Source organism: Curtobacterium caseinilyticum (assembly GCF_030363035.1).
Taxonomy (GTDB): domain Bacteria; phylum Actinomycetota; class Actinomycetes; order Actinomycetales; family Microbacteriaceae; genus Curtobacterium; species Curtobacterium caseinilyticum.
The window spans coordinates 479,365-493,842 of the sequence record NZ_JAUCMN010000001.1 but is presented as its reverse complement, the minus strand read 5'-3'; the positions used below and the strand labels follow the sequence as shown (position 1 = coordinate 493,842).

The following is a 14,478-nucleotide window of genomic DNA, read 5'->3' as shown; positions in this document are numbered from 1 at the left end:
TCGCCCCGTCCGTCGGGCCGGCACTTCGCTCGACTCGCGCGACTCCGTCCACGTCGACGACGGCGAGGTCGTCGCCACGGGCTCCGTACGCGCCGGCGCACCGACTCCCGCAACATCGTCGACGTCGTACGACAACGGCGATGTCGTAGGGCGACCGCGTCCCCGGTGCGCCCGCACCCCGCACCCGGCACCCGGCGTACCCCCGCCTCCGGCACCCGGCACCCGGCACCCGGCACCCCGCACCCCGCACCCCGCACCCCGCACCCCGCACCCCGCACGACACCCCGCCGCCCCGCCCCGATGTGCCCCGAGGGCCGCCAGCGAGTACAGTCGGGGCCGCTCCGGACCCATGCAACGCCGCTCGGACGGCGAACCAGCCGACCGCCGGGGCACCGTGCGCCACCCAGCACGGCGGCGGGAACCTGGAGCACCGTGTCGAACACGTCCACCCAGCACGGCGAGGACCGTGCGTTCAAGGGGAAGGTCACCCTGTTCGCCATCGCGGCGGCAGTCGGCGGCTTCCTCTTCGGATTCGACTCCTCCGTCATCAACGGAGCCGTCGACGCGATCAAGGGCGAGTTCGGCCTGTCCGAGGCTGCCAGCGGCTTCGCCGTCGCCTCCGCTCTGATCGGCTGCGCCTTCGGTGCCTACTTCGCCGGCCGACTCGCCGACCGCTGGGGTCGCACCCGCGTCATGTTCTGGGCCGCCGTGCTCTTCTTCGTCAGCTCGATCGGCAGCGCCTTCGCGTTCGCCACCTGGGACCTGGTGATCTGGCGCCTCGTCGGCGGTCTCGGCATCGGTACCGCGTCGGTCATCGCCCCCGCGTACATCTCCGAGGTCTCCCCGAAGGCCATCCGCGGTCGTCTGGCTTCGTTCCAGCAGCTCGCGATCACGCTCGGCATCTTCGCCGCGCTCCTGTCCGACCAGATCTTCGCGGTGACCGCCGGCGGCGCCTCGGAGCAGGTCCTCGGGCTCGCGGCTTGGCGCTGGATGTTCCTGGTCGGCGTCGTGCCGTCGGTCGTCTACGGCGTCCTGGCGATCACGCTGCCGGAGTCCCCGCGCTTCCTGCTGTCGAAGGGCCGCACGGACGACGCCCGCGACGTGATGGGCAAGATCGTCCCGCGCGACACGGTGAACACGAGCCTGGAGGAGATCCAGGACGGCATCAAGAAGGAAGCCAACGAGAAGAAGGGCTCGATCCGGGGCGACCGCTTCGGCCTGCAGCCCATCGTCTGGGTCGGCATCATCCTCGCCGTGCTGCAGCAGTTCGTCGGCATCAACGTGATCTTCTACTACTCGACGACGCTCTGGCAGGCCGTCGGGTTCAAGGAGAGCGACTCGTTCCTCATCTCGACCATCACCTCGGTCGTGAACGTGGCGGTCACGTTCATCGCCATCTTCACCGTGGACAAGCTCGGCCGGAAGCCGCTCCTCATCGCCGGCTCCTCGGGCATGTTCGTGTCGCTGACCATGGTCGCGATCGCGTTCTCGCAGGCGACGATCGTCGACGGTGCGCCGAGCCTGCCCGGCTCGTGGGGCATCATCGCGCTGATCTTCGCGAACCTGTTCGTCGTGTCCTTCGGCGCCACCTGGGGCCCGCTCATGTGGGTCCTGCTCGGCGAGATGTTCCCGAACCGCATCCGCGCGACCGCGCTCGGCATCGGCTCGGCGGCGAACTGGATCGCGAACTTCGTGGTGACGATCACCTTCCCGGTCCTCTCCGGCTTCAACCTGACCGTGACCTACGGCATCTACGCGCTGTTCGCGCTGGTGTCCCTGTTCTTCGTCATCGCGAAGATCCCCGAGACGAAGGGCCGCTCCCTCGAGGAGATGGGGATCACCGCCGACGGCGAGACGGCGTCCACCAAGTAGCAAGGCACCAGCGACGCACCAGCGTCACCACCTGCCTGGAGGCGGGGGGGGGGGGCGCCCCCCCCCCCCCCCCCCGGGGGGGGCCCCCCCCCCCCGCCCCCCCCCCGCCCGGGGGGCGGGGGGGGGGCCCCCCCCCCCCCCCGCCTCCTGTGCGTCCCACGACCTGCTAGCATTGCCACCGCAGTGCGCTCTCGCGCGCTGACTTCGCGCGTCCACTCGCGTCCCCGGCCACCGGTCCTGCTCTCACGAGCAGGCGGCCGTTCGGACAGGGCGCCAGGGGTCACGACCACCGGTCGCGACCGACACAACCGCAACCGTGCGCACGGCCCAACAGCCGTGCGCCGAGAACAAGGAGGGACGGCATGGCCGTCGTCACCATCCGCCAGCTGCTCGACAGCGGCGTCCACTTCGGACACCAGACCCGTCGGTGGAACCCGAAGGTGAAGCGCTTCATCCTCGCCGAGCGCTCGGGCATCCACATCATCGACCTGCAGCAGTCGCTGGCCTACATCGACCGTGCGTACGACTTCGTCAAGGAGACGGTCGCGCACGGTGGCACGATCCTCTTCGTGGGCACCAAGAAGCAGGCGCAGGGCTCCATCGCCGAGCAGGCGACCCGCGTCGGCCAGCCGTACGTCAACCAGCGCTGGCTCGGCGGTCTGCTCACGAACTTCCAGACGGTCTCCAAGCGCCTCGCGCGCATGAAGGAGCTCGAGGAGATCGACTTCGACGACACGACGAAGGGCTTCACCAAGAAGGAGCTCCTCATCAAGAAGCGCGAGCTGGACAAGCTCCACAAGACCCTCGGTGGCATCCGCAACCTCACGCGGACCCCGAGCGCGCTCTGGATCGTCGACACCAAGAAGGAGCACCTCGCCGTCGACGAGGCGCAGAAGCTCGGGATCCCGGTCATCGGCATCCTCGACACCAACTGCGACCCCGACGAGATCACGTACCCGATCCCGGGCAACGACGACGCGATCCGCTCCGTCGGTCTCCTGACCCGCATCGTGGCCGACGCCGCGGCCGAGGGCCTCAAGACCCGCCACAACGGCGGCGACGAGGAAGAGGCCGAGCCGCTCGCCGAGTGGGAGCAGGAGCTCCTCTCGGGCCAGACCGAGTCGGCTCCGGCCGAGACGGCCCCGGCCGCCGGCCAGACCGAGGGCGAGGGCGCCACGGTCGAGGAGAACGACGCCGACGCGCAGGTCGCCGCGAAGGAGATCGGCGAGCCGATCGCCGACGACGCGAAGAACGCCACCCCCGCCGAGTGATCACCGCGGGCGTCGGTCCCTCGGGGCCGGCGCCCGCTCCCACTCACCTCTCCACAACCACAGTCCAGAAAGGACTCCAGTCAATGGCCAACTACAGCCTTGCTGACGTGAAGAAGCTCCGTGAGGACCTCGGGGCCGGCATGATGGACGCCAAGAACGCCCTCGTCGAGGCCGACGGCGACTACGACAAGGCCGTCGAGCTCCTCCGCATCAAGGGCGCGAAGGCCGTCGCCAAGCGCGATGACCGTGCGACCTCCGAGGGTGTCGTCGTCGCGTCGACCGAGGGTGGCGCCGCCACCGTCGTCGAGCTCGCGAGCGAGACCGACTTCGTCGCGAAGAACGAGAAGTTCACCACGCTCGCCGACAAGGTCGTCGCCGCGGTCGCCGCCGCTGGTGCGTCCGACGTCGAGGCCGGCAACGCCGCGCCGCTCGACGGCAAGACGGTCGCCGAGGCGATCGACGAGGCCGCCGCTGCGCTGGGCGAGAAGCTGGCGCTCCGCACGGTCGTCCGTGTCGAGGGCGACGCGTTCGAGGTCTACCTCCACAAGACCAGCCAGGACCTGCCGCCGCAGATCGCCGTCGTCATCGCCTACTCGGGCTCCGACGCGGCCGAGGCTCGTTCCATCGCGCAGCACGTCGCGTTCGCGAACCCGACCTACCTGACGCGCGACGAGATCCCGGCCGAGGCGATCGAGAAGGAGCGCGCGACCGTCGAGGCGATCACGCGCGAGGAGGGCAAGCCGGAGGCCGCCCTGCCGAAGATCGTCGAGGGTCGCCTCAACGCGTACCGCAAGCAGGTCGCGCTCCTCGAGCAGGACTACGCGAAGGACAACAAGCTGTCCGTCGCGAAGGCCGCCGAGAACGCGGGCATCACGATCCAGGGCTTCGCCCGCGTCAAGGTCGGCGCGTAGCGAACCCGTGACGGGGCCCGGAACCACATCGGTTCCGGGCCCCGTTTCTGCGCGCTGCGGCGCGCAGACCCGTGCACTCCGGTGCGCGGGGCCGGCCTGGAGGCACGACCTCCTCCGCCGGACCGGCTGCGGCCGGGTAGATTCCCACGAGACCATCGACGAAGGGTGCGCCACATGACGAACGAGAAGACCGGACGCCGCCGGGTCCTGCTGAAGCTGTCGGGGGAGGCCTTCGGGGCCGGGTCCCTCGGCGTCAACCCCGACGTCATCGGCACCATCGCCAAGGAGATCGCGGAGGCGGCGCAGGACGTCGAGGTCGCGATCGTCGTCGGCGGCGGCAACTTCTTCCGCGGTGCCGAGCTCTCGCAGCGCGGCATGGACCGTGGGCGTGCCGACTACATGGGCATGCTCGGCACGGTCATGAACGCGCTCGCGCTGCAGGACTTCCTCGAGCAGGCCGGTGCCGCCACCCGTGTGCAGTCCGCGATCAGCATGACCCAGGTGGCCGAGCCGTACATCCCGCGGCGTGCCGAGCGGCACCTCGAGAAGGGCCGCATCGTGATCTTCGGTGCCGGCGCCGGACTGCCGTACTTCTCGACCGACACCGTCGCGGCGCAGCGAGCGCTCGAGATCGACGCGCACGAGGTCCTCGTCGCCAAGAACGGCGTCGACGGCGTCTACACCGCGGACCCGAAGAAGGACGCCACGGCCGAGAAGCTCCACCACGTGACGTACCAGGACGCCCTGCTGCAGGGCCTCAAGGTCGTCGACGCCACGGCCTTCTCGCTGTGCATGGACAACGGCATGCCGATGCACGTGTTCGGCATGGAGGGCGAGGGCAACGTCGCTGCCGCGATCCGCGGGGAGCGCATCGGCACGGTCGTCAGCAACTGACCCGCGCGCTGACTAGACTCGACTCAGTACCGAAGGAGAACCACCGTGATCAGTGATGTCCTGACCGAAGCCACCGAGAAGATGGCGAAGGCCGTCGACGTCGCCAAGGACGACTTCGCGACCGTCCGTACCGGACGCATCAACGCCGCCCTCTTCCAGAAGATCCCGGTAGACTACTACGGCACCCCGACGCCGCTCGCGCAGCTCGCGTCGCTCCAGACGCCCGAGGCACGCACGCTCATCGTCACGCCGTACGACAAGTCGGCCCTCAAGGAGATCGAGCGCGCCATCGCGACGTTCCCGAACCTCGGCGCCAGCCCGTCGAACGACGGCGAGATCGTCCGGGTGACGATCCCGGAGCTGACGCAGGACCGCCGCAAGGAGTTCGTCAAGCTCGTCCGCGGCAAGGGTGAGGACCACAAGGTCGTCATCCGCAACATCCGTCGCCGCGCGAAGGACGACCTCGACGCGCTGAAGGGCGAGATCTCGGACGACGAGATCGCCCGTGGCGACAAGGACCTCGAGACCCTGACGAAGAAGCACGTCGACCAGATCGACGACGCGCTGAAGAAGAAGGAAGCCGAACTCCTCGAGGTCTGATGCGTCTCCCCGAGCAGGGCGACGACCGCCCCACACCACCGCGCCCGCCGGCACCGCGACCGCCCGCGAAGAAGGGGCTCCGTCAGGACTTCGACGCCCGTGCACGTGCGGCGCGCGCCGACTTCGAAGCGCAGCTCCGGCAGCGCAAGGCCGACCTCGGCGCGCGCAACGAGGCCCTGACGGCACGGACCGGCCGCAACCTGCCGGCGGCGATCGCGATCGCGCTGGCGTTCGCGGTCGTGATGCTCGCCTCGCTGCTGTTGCTCAAGCCGTCGTTCATGGTCGTGGCATCGTTCCTGCTCGGCGTGGGCGTCTACGAACTCACGAGCGCGATGCGGTTCGCGGGGCGGGACGTCCCGCGCATCCCGAGCGTGGCGGTGGCCGTGGGCGTCGTCGTGGCGGCGTACCTCGGCGGCCAGGCCGCCGCCCTCTTCACGCTGCTCGGCGGGATCGTCCTCGTCTCGCTGTGGCGGCTCGTCGAGGTCGCCGTCGCGCGGGAGAAGCCACCCGCCGGGCACGTCGTCCGTGACCTCACGAACGGCCTGTTCGCCCAGGCGTACATCACGCTGCTCGGCGCGTGCGTGGTGCTCCTCGCGGCCCAGGACGGCGGCGAGCTCTGGGTGATCGCGTTCATCCTCGTGGTGGTCGCCGTCGACACCGGTGCCTACGCCACCGGTCTGAACCTGGGCAAGCACCCGATGGCCCCCCGGATCAGCCCGAAGAAGACGTGGGAGGGCTTCGCCGGGTCCGTCGCGGCGAGCATCCTGGTCGGCATCCTCGTGACCTGGCTCATGCTCGGACTGCCGTGGTGGACGGGCATCATCCTGGGCGTGCTCATCTCCGGGTCCGCGACCCTCGGCGACCTGACCGAGTCGATGATCAAGCGCGACCTCGGCATCAAGGACATCTCGTCGTTCCTGCCCGGGCACGGCGGCCTGCTCGACCGCATCGACAGCATCCTGCCGTCGGCCGCCGTCGCGTACGTGCTGTTCCTCGTCATCGTGCACTGACGGTCTCCTGAGCCGGACCGACCGCGCGTCCAGGTGGCGCCATGCTCCGGTGCTGGCAGAATGTCGCCGTGGCCACCACCTTCCCCAACGAAGACCGCAAGCGCCTCGGGTACGACGTCGACGAGGTCGAGCGCTTCCTCGAGGACGCCCGTCGCGCGTACACGGCGGGGGACACCTCACCCGGCATCGAGGCAGCGAAGATCCGGGCGACGGCCTTCTCGATGCGCAAGGGCGGGTACTCCACGGCGCACGTCGACGCCGCGCTCGAGCGGCTCGAGGACGCCTTCGCCGCGCGGGAGCGGGAGCGCGAGATCGCCGAGGTCGGGCAGAAGGCCTGGTACGCCGAGGCCCGCGCGAAGGCCTCGGACGTGGTCGCCCGGCTCGAGCGGCCGGACGGGCAGCGGTTCGCCCGGACCAGCGTGCTGGGCACCGGGTACCACCCCAAGGACGTCGACGACTTCGCTGAGCGGCTCGCAGGCTACTTCCGCGACGGCAAGCCGCTCAGCCTGACCGAGGTGCGGTCGGTCGTGTTCCGGCCGAAGCACGGGGGCTACCGCGAGGCGCAGGTCGATGCCCTGCTCGACGCCGTCGTCGAGGTCATGCTCGCGGTCCGCTGACGACGCGCGGGTCACAGGTGCTTCTCATCCCGTGATCGTTCCGTTATCCTGGACGGACTCATGGGCAGGCACACGGCAGACAACAGCTCCGACCGCGGTACCCGCGAGCACCTCGACCGTCCGGTCGTCGGTGAGCGCCGCGCGGCACGTGACCGACTCCGTACGGCGGAGCACGCGGTCCTCCACGCGACCCCGCGGGTCGAGACGGCGTCCGTGCCGTCGGGCCCGCTGAGCGCTCCCTCGTCCGCACCGACGGGCGCAGTCGCGACGGCAGCGTCCCCGACCACGGGACCCGTGCTCGTGCGCGGCCCGATCACACCGACGGGGACGACCGATCCGCGGATCGTCAAGCAGCGTCGTGCGGTCGCCGCCCCCGCGACGGCGAAGGCGCCCCGGACGATCAACTCGTTCATGCGGAAGCGTGCGACGATCCCGGCCCTGTCCTTCTTCGCGGTGTTCGGCTTCGTGGGTGGGTCCCTGTTCAACCCGATGCAGCCCGACGTCGCGCAGGCCGCGGTCGTCGCGCCCGTGCTCGTCAAGGCCCCGGTCGAGCCGCAGCAGTACACCGCGCACGGCACCTACGCGGCGTTCGACGTCAGCCGCGACGGCTACGGCGTGACCCTGCCGAAGCCGAAGGTCGTCCCGAAGCCGGCGGTCACCGAGACCGAGACGGACACCACCGACACCGCTGCCAAGGCCGTGTCGCCGTCGAACACCCTCGCCAACACCGCCGCGACGCCCGACCCGGGCAGCGCGCAGGCGATCGCGCAGCAGATGGTCGCCGCTCGCGGCTGGGGTGCCGACCAGTACAACTGCCTCGTCTCCCTGTGGAACAAGGAGTCGGGCTGGCGCGTCAACGCGTACAACCCGAGCGGCGCGTACGGCATCCCGCAGGCACTGCCCGGCAGCAAGATGGCCACCGCGGGTGCGGACTGGCAGACGAACCCCGCGACGCAGATCACCTGGGGCCTCAACTACATCTCCGGTGTGTACGGCACCCCGTGCGGTGCCTGGGGCCACAGCGTCGCCAACAACTGGTACTGATCGGCAGCACCCGGGTGCCGCGCAGCAACCGACCGCGGCGACCCCGTGGCCGCGGACCGGAGTCGTCCGACGACGACACCGGTCTCGGCCGTCTGATGAGTTCGTGGCGGCGGACCGAGGTCCGTCGCGGCCGTGAGTACACGGTGCAGCCGGTCTCGGCGGCGTCGGCGCAGAAGGAGTACGTCTGCCCTGGCTGCGGTCTCGCCGTCGTGCCGGGCACCGCACACGTCGTGGTCTGGCGCGCCGACGGCGTGCTCGGCGACGAGGCCGACCTGGCCTCCCGGCGTCACTGGCACACCCACTGCTGGAGCATCGCATGAGCACCGAGATCCGCTCGAACACCGAGCTGCCCGCTCGACGCACGGACGTCGAACTGGTCACCGACGACCACCTCACGCTGGTCGGTGAGCTCGCCGAGCCGCTCGGCCGACCGGCTAGGGGTACCGTCGTCACGCTCCACCCGCTGCCGACGGCCCACGGGTTCATGGACTCCCACGTGCTCAAGAAGGCCGCGGCACGCCTGCCGGCCCTCGCGGACATCGCGGTGCTCCGGTTCAACTTCCGGTCGGTGACCTCGCCGCGTGGAACGTCCGAGGGTGTCTTCGGGGACGGGGTGTCCGAGGGCTTCGACCTCCGCGCCGCCGTGCAGGAGACCGTCGCGCGCGGGCTCCCCACACCCTGGCTGCTCGGGTGGTCGTTCGGCACCGAGGTGGTCCTCAAGCACGCGCTCGAGCACGTCACGGCCGGCAACGTCGCCGGTGTCGTGCTGCTCTCGCCGCCGTTGCACCGCACTTCGGACGCGGAGCTCGCCCGCTGGGCCGAGGTCGACGTCCCCGTCGTGGCGCTCGTGCCCGAGCACGACGACTTCCTGCGACCGGACGAGGCGGTCCGTCGCTTCGCCGTCGCTCCGGACGTGCGCGTCGTGCCGGTCGCGGGCGCGAAGCACCTCTGGGTGGGGGAGCGGTACGTCCGTACCGTGCTCGACACGGTCGCCGACCTCGTGGTCCCGGGCAGCGCTCCGCTGCCCACGCACGTCGACCTCTGACAGGACACCCGACGGCCCACCCCGGCCCGCTCGCGACGCGGGTCGGCCTGGAAGGCGCTGGTCGCGCCTCCAGGCCGGCTCCCGTGACCCGGTGGTCCGGTCGTCAGCGCGCGGCGTCGTCCTCGTCGTCGCCGCGCTGCGCGGCGTCGGCGGGGGCGTCCAGCAGGCCGGTCGCGTGCGTGAGCACGCCCCGCAGGTTCTCGAGGTAGCCCGCCACGGCATCGCGCTCGTTCCGGATGGCGGCGAGCCGGTCCTCGGACTCGGCGACGGCGGCGGCGCTGCGCTCCTCGGCCTCGGCGATCATCCGGTGCACCCGCTCCTGGGCGTCGGCGACGATCGAGCGTGCTCGTTCCTGGGCCTGGGCGGTGCTGGAGCGCTCGAGGTCGTCGGCCTCCTGCTGGAGCCGCTCGGCGCGCTCCCGCGCCTCGGTCGCGCGCCGCGTGGCCTCGGCCAGCTGCAGGTTGGCCTCGTCCAGGTACTTCTGCGTCTCGGTCACCGTCTCGTGGTGCTTCTGCAGGTACTCCTGCTCGGCGTCGTCGCGGCGGGCGGCGAGCTCGGACTCCAGGGCCGCGCGTGCCGCCTCGCGCTCACGGGCGACCTCGGCGCGGACCGCGTCGCGTTCGCGCTCCAGGTCGGCGCGCATCGTGTCGATCTCCTGACGGAGGGCGGTCCGCTCGGTCTCGAGGGCCGTGAGCTCGGCGGCGCGGCGGTCGGCGATCTCCGTGTCGACCTCGGCGTGCTCGCGCTCCCGACGGGCCGCGAGCTCCTCGGCGTGCTCGCGGGCAGCGCGCTCGGCGGCGTCGTCCGCCTCGGCGCGCTCGCGTTCGATCCGGGCACGGTGCTCCTCGAGCTCACGCGCCGTGCGCTCGGCGGTCTCCCGCACGAGCCGCTCGTTCTCGGCGCGGGTCTGCTCCTCGTCGACGCGCAGCTGGGCCCGTGCGGCCTGCAGCTCCTGGTCGAGGGCGGTGCGGGCAGCGGCGGCCTCGCGCTCCCACGCCGCGCGTGCGGCGGCGAGCTCCTCGTCGAGCTCACGGCGGCGGTCGGCGACCTCGGCGTCGAGTTCGGCCCGACGGCGCGCGACTTCGGACTCGAGCTCGGCACGGCCGGTCTCCAGGGCGAGCGCGTGCTCCTGCTGCTGCTCGTCACGCTCGCGCTGCCAGGCAGCGCGTCCCTCGGCGATCTCGCGGTCGAGCGCGGCGCGCCGGGTGGTCTCCTCGCGGTCGAGGTCCTCGGTGCGGCGGGCGTGGTCGGCCTCGAAGACGCTGCGGCGGTGCTCGGTCTCGCGGTCGAGGTCGGCGGCGCTCGTGCGGGCGTCCTCCGCGGCGCGCTGGGCGTCCTCGCGGAGTTCGGCGACCTCGCGCTCGACGCGGGCACGGAGTGCGTTCGTCTCGCGGATCGCGACGGACCGGACCTCGGCCGCCTCGGTCACCGCGGCGCCGCGGACGGCCGCGGCCTCGTTGCGGGCGTCCTGCGTGAGCAGGCCGGCCTCGGCGCGGGCACGTTCGATCGTGTCGGCGGACTCCGCGCGGGCGCGGGTGAGCTCGTCGGTGGCGCGGGACCGGGCGTCCTCGAGGGTCTCCGAAGCCTCCTGCCGGGCCTCGCGCAGCAGTCGCTCGGCCTCGTTGCGGCTCGAGGCCCGGAGTCGCTGCGCGTCGATGTCGGCCTGGCTGATGAGCCGGGTGGACTGTTCCTCGGCGACGCGCAGGGTGGACTCGAGCCGGGTGCCGAGTCCGCTGTACGTCGGGGTGCCGGCCTCGTCGAGCTCGCTCTGCAGGTCGGCGACGCGGGCCTGCAGCAGACGGATCTCCTTGGCGGCCTCGGCGCGGTCGGTGTTCGCCTTGATGAGCTCGCGGCGCAGCTCGTTGAGCGAGCGGTCCACGTCGTCGCGGCGGTACCCGCGCAGCTCGGTCCCGAACTCGGCCTCGTCGTTCGCCACGTGTTGCTCCTGGGGGTCGGCGGAGGGCCAGCCCTTGGCCCGCGGACGAGTCTAGTGGCGGCCCTCCTGGCGGGACTGTGCCCGTGGACAGCGGTGGGGGATGCGACTTCCAGGGACCGTCGCTACCCTGGAGTGCTGATTCGCGCGCCGATCCCCCCACCCCCGGCGCGGTAGGGAGAAGATCCGTGCGATTCGTCCTGGCGATCGTCAGTTTCGTCATCGGTCTGCTGCTCGTCGGGCTCGCGGTCGGGCAACGGACCGTGTTCGCGCCACCGTCGTCGCTGGTGGCGCAGTCGTCGAGCACGGCCTCTGTCCCCGTGACCGTCATCCCGGGGTCCACGCTCAACGCGAACCCCGGCTACCAGCGCATCAACGTGTCCGGCTCGGGCAAGGTCTTCGCGGCCTACGGCAAGACCGGGGACGTCCAGGCGTGGATCGGCGACGCGAAGCACACCACGCTGCGCTTCGACGCCGAGCAGGACCGGCTCGTCGGACGGACGACCGGTTCCGAGGCCTCCGTCCCGGACCCCGCGGGCAGCGACCTCTGGTACCAGGAGTGGGACGGTGCCGGACAGTTCACCGTCCGGCTCCCCGCCGACGTCTCGGTCGTCGTCCTCTCCGACGGCACCGCCGCCGCGCCGACGGACGTCTCCGTGACCTGGCCCCGCGACACCGCGACCCCCTCGGTCGGCCCGCTCCTGGTGGTGGGCGGCCTGTTCCTGGTCGGCGGCGTCGCGCTGCTCGTCTGGGCGTTCCTCCACCAGCGGCGTGGTCGCGGTCCGCGTCGCCGCAGCGGGGGCTCCCGGCCGCCGCGCGTGCGAGCCTCGCGCCGTGCCGCCGCCGCCGGCGCACAGGTCCCGGTACGCGGTCGTCGTGGGCGCCGGTCGCTCGTGGCCGTGCCGATCGTGCTCGTCGGCGCGCTCGGGCTCGCCGGTTGCTCGTCCGACTACTGGCCCCAGGGTGGGGACACGGCAGCGACACCGACCCCCACCGCGTCCGCCACCGGCGCCGCCGACGCCTCCCAGCCCACCGCTGCCACGAAGCAGCAGATCAAGCGGATCGTCGAGCGGATCGCCGCGGTGGCGGAGCAGGCGGACGAGACCCGCGACACGCGGCTCATCGGTACGCGCTTCACCGGCGCGGCCTTCGAGCTGCGCAAGGCCAACTACACGATCCGGGGCAAGGACGCCGAGGTCGACGCACCGCCGGCGATCTCCGCGCAGCAGGTCTGCGTCGCGCTGCCGCAGCAGACGGACAGCTGGCCCCGCACCGTGTTCACGGTGGTGGCAGAGGACTGCTCCGCGAAGACCGCGCCGCAGGCCCTGACCCTCGTCCAGGACAGCGCTCGTGACGACTACAAGGTCGCGTACGACGTGTCCCTCGAGGCCGCGGCGGAGATCCCCAGCCTCGCGCCGACGTCGCTCGGTGCCGCGCGGCTCGCCGGTGACACGAAGCTCCTCCGCATCGCCCCGGACGACATCGCCGCGGCCTACGGTGACGTCCTCGCGAAGGACACCGCCAGCACCTCGGCGTCGCTCTTCGACACCGACGGCGACGGGCTCCGGTCGACGATCGGCAAGGCGTACAAGGACAAGAAGGCCGAATCGCTGCCGGACACCGCGAAGATCGAGTACTCGTCGGAGGTGCCCGAGGACAGCGCGATCGCCATCGCCACCGACGGGGCCGGGGCACTCGTGTCCGCGGACCTCGACGAGATCGAGAAGGTCACGCCGACCGCGGCCGGAGCCGAGGTCAACACCGAGGGTGCCGTCAAGGCGCTCTCGGGCGTCGACTCGAGCACGAAGGGCATCAGCGCCACGTACAGCGTGCAGCTGCTGTTCTCCGTCCCGCCGGTCGGCAGTGATGAGAAGGTGGTCCTGCTCGGGTTCACGCAGGGCCTGACCGCAGCGAGTGAGGTGCAATGACCAACGTCCCCCCGACCCCGTCCGGTCTCCGCGGAGCCGTCGACCTGTCGTCCCTCGTCGACCGCGCGCAGCGGTCGACCCAGCCCGGAGCCGGTGCTCCCCGTGACACTCCTGCCGCCGGCGCTGGCAGTGTCGCTGGCGGCCCGGCCACCGGCGACGCCGTGCCGGCCGCCGGCGACGTGACCCTGCCGTCGCTCGTCCTCGACGTCACCGACCAGACGTTCCAGGACGTCCTGCAGCTGTCCTCGGTCGTGCCGGTCATCGTCGACATCTGGGCTGAGTGGTGCGGGCCCTGCAAGCAGTTGTCGCCGGTGCTCGAGCGGCTCACCGCCGAGTACGACGGCCGTGTGGTGCTCGCCAAGGTGGACGCGGACACCAACCCGCAGCTCGTGCAGGCGTTCCAGGCGCAGTCGATCCCGACCGTGGCCGCCGTGATCGGCGGTCGCCCGCTCGGTCTGTTCGTCGGTGCGCTCCCCGAGGCCCAGGTCCGTGACGTGTTCGAGCAGGTCGTCGCGGCCGCGGAGCAGAACGGGGTCGTCGGCCGGGTGACGGTCGACGGCGCAGCACCCGCCGAGCCCGAGGGCGAGCCCGAGCCCGAGCCGCTGCCGCCGCACCACCAGGCCGCGTACGACGCGATCGAGCGCGGCGACTACGCCGCGGCGGTGCAGGAGTACAAGACGGCGATCGCGCAGGACCCGCACGACCAGATGGCCGTCGCCGGACTCGCACAGGTGTCGCTGCTCGACCGGTTGAGCGGGCGCACGGCCGACGAGATCCGGAGCGCTGCCGCCGCCGGGCCGCAGGACGTCGAGGCCCAGTTGGCCGTCGCCGACCTGGACGTCAGCGGCGGACACGTCGAGGACGCCTTCGGGCGCCTGCTCGACCTCGTCCCGACGGTGTTCGGCGCCGACCGCGAGGCACTGCGCGTCCGGCTCGTCGAGTACTTCGAGCTCGTCGGGGTCGACGACCCGCGCGTCGTCGCCGCCCGGCGGAAGCTGGCCAGCGCGCTGTACTGACGTCCGTCGGCCGGTCGGCCGACGCGGGGCGCGGCCCCGTGTCGTCGAGACGGTGCTGTTTCGTCGAGGCGGTGCTGTGTCGTCGAGACAGCCCCGCCGACGAGAGAGGCCCCCGGATCCGGGGGCCTCTCGCGTCGGCGGGGGTGTGTTCCGCGCCGACGTCGCCGTCCCGCGGTCGTGCGGGCCGCCCGGCTGCGGCCCGCCCGCCGGGCGGACGGACCACGGGTGCGACGCAGACGCTCCGCGAACGGGGCAGCCGGACCACGGACGGGGTCCCAGCCGGACCACGAGACGGACGGGAGGCCCGGAGCCAGCTGGCACCGGGCCTCCCGTCCGT

The 14,478-nt window shown here is 71.9% G+C and carries 13 protein-coding genes; 12 read left to right on the top strand and 1 reads right to left on the bottom strand.

The features are described 5' to 3' along the window. Positions 1-432 precede the first annotated feature (432 nt). The 10 genes from QUG93_RS02215 (at position 433) to QUG93_RS02170 (ending at position 9,264) form a co-directional block, all read left to right on the top strand. A complete protein-coding gene (locus QUG93_RS02215) occupies positions 433-1,872 on the top strand; it encodes a sugar porter family MFS transporter (RefSeq protein WP_289471973.1) in 1,440 nt (479 codons plus the stop codon). Between the two features lie 362 nt (positions 1,873-2,234). Further along, complete coding sequence (gene rpsB, locus QUG93_RS02210) at positions 2,235-3,143, top strand: 30S ribosomal protein S2 (protein WP_289471972.1); 909 nt, start codon at positions 2,235-2,237, stop codon at positions 3,141-3,143. Between the two features lie 83 nt (positions 3,144-3,226). Continuing rightward, positions 3,227-4,054 (top strand): translation elongation factor Ts, encoded by an 828-nt coding sequence (gene tsf / locus QUG93_RS02205; RefSeq protein ID WP_289471971.1) that lies wholly within the window; start codon positions 3,227-3,229, stop codon positions 4,052-4,054. 174 nt (positions 4,055-4,228) lie between these two features. Further along, on the top strand, positions 4,229-4,948 hold the full coding sequence (gene pyrH, locus QUG93_RS02200; RefSeq protein WP_289471970.1) for a UMP kinase: 720 nt from the start codon (positions 4,229-4,231) through the stop codon (positions 4,946-4,948). 45 nt (positions 4,949-4,993) lie between these two features. Beyond that, on the top strand, positions 4,994-5,548 hold the full coding sequence (frr, locus tag QUG93_RS02195; protein ID WP_058750599.1) for a ribosome recycling factor: 555 nt from the start codon (positions 4,994-4,996) through the stop codon (positions 5,546-5,548). After that, positions 5,548-6,558, top strand: coding sequence for a phosphatidate cytidylyltransferase (locus QUG93_RS02190; RefSeq protein WP_289471969.1), 1,011 nt, complete (start codon positions 5,548-5,550; stop codon positions 6,556-6,558). The genes frr and QUG93_RS02190 overlap by 1 nt, the downstream gene beginning before the upstream one ends. A gap of 68 nt (positions 6,559-6,626) precedes the next feature. Beyond that, positions 6,627-7,175, top strand: coding sequence for a DivIVA domain-containing protein (locus QUG93_RS02185; protein ID WP_289471968.1), 549 nt, complete (start codon positions 6,627-6,629; stop codon positions 7,173-7,175). A gap of 60 nt (positions 7,176-7,235) precedes the next feature. Beyond that, complete coding sequence (locus QUG93_RS02180) at positions 7,236-8,219, top strand: aggregation-promoting factor C-terminal-like domain-containing protein (RefSeq protein WP_289471967.1); 984 nt, start codon at positions 7,236-7,238, stop codon at positions 8,217-8,219. Between the two features lie 14 nt (positions 8,220-8,233). Beyond that, positions 8,234-8,539, top strand: coding sequence for an Rv1322 family protein (locus tag QUG93_RS02175; protein WP_289471966.1), 306 nt, complete (start codon positions 8,234-8,236; stop codon positions 8,537-8,539). After that, positions 8,536-9,264, top strand: coding sequence for an alpha/beta hydrolase (locus QUG93_RS02170; protein WP_289471965.1), 729 nt, complete (start codon positions 8,536-8,538; stop codon positions 9,262-9,264). The genes QUG93_RS02175 and QUG93_RS02170 overlap by 4 nt, the downstream gene beginning before the upstream one ends. A 103-nt stretch (positions 9,265-9,367) precedes the next feature. Here QUG93_RS02170 and QUG93_RS02165 read toward each other — a convergent pair whose 3' ends face one another. Then, positions 9,368-11,200 carry a coiled-coil domain-containing protein gene (locus QUG93_RS02165; protein ID WP_289471964.1) on the bottom strand — a complete coding sequence of 611 codons (1,833 nt, stop codon included), beginning with the start codon at positions 11,198-11,200 and terminating at the stop codon, positions 9,368-9,370. Between the two features lie 185 nt (positions 11,201-11,385). On the opposite strand from QUG93_RS02165, the gene QUG93_RS02160 reads away from it, so the two are divergent. Next, the gene (locus QUG93_RS02160) at positions 11,386-13,125 is read left to right on the top strand and encodes a DUF8094 domain-containing protein (RefSeq protein WP_289471963.1); all 1,740 of its coding nucleotides are present in this window, start codon (positions 11,386-11,388) and stop codon (positions 13,123-13,125) included. Then, complete coding sequence (locus QUG93_RS02155; protein ID WP_289471962.1) at positions 13,122-14,141, top strand: tetratricopeptide repeat protein; 1,020 nt, start codon at positions 13,122-13,124, stop codon at positions 14,139-14,141. The genes QUG93_RS02160 and QUG93_RS02155 overlap by 4 nt, the downstream gene beginning before the upstream one ends. Positions 14,142-14,478: the final 337 nt, after the last annotated feature.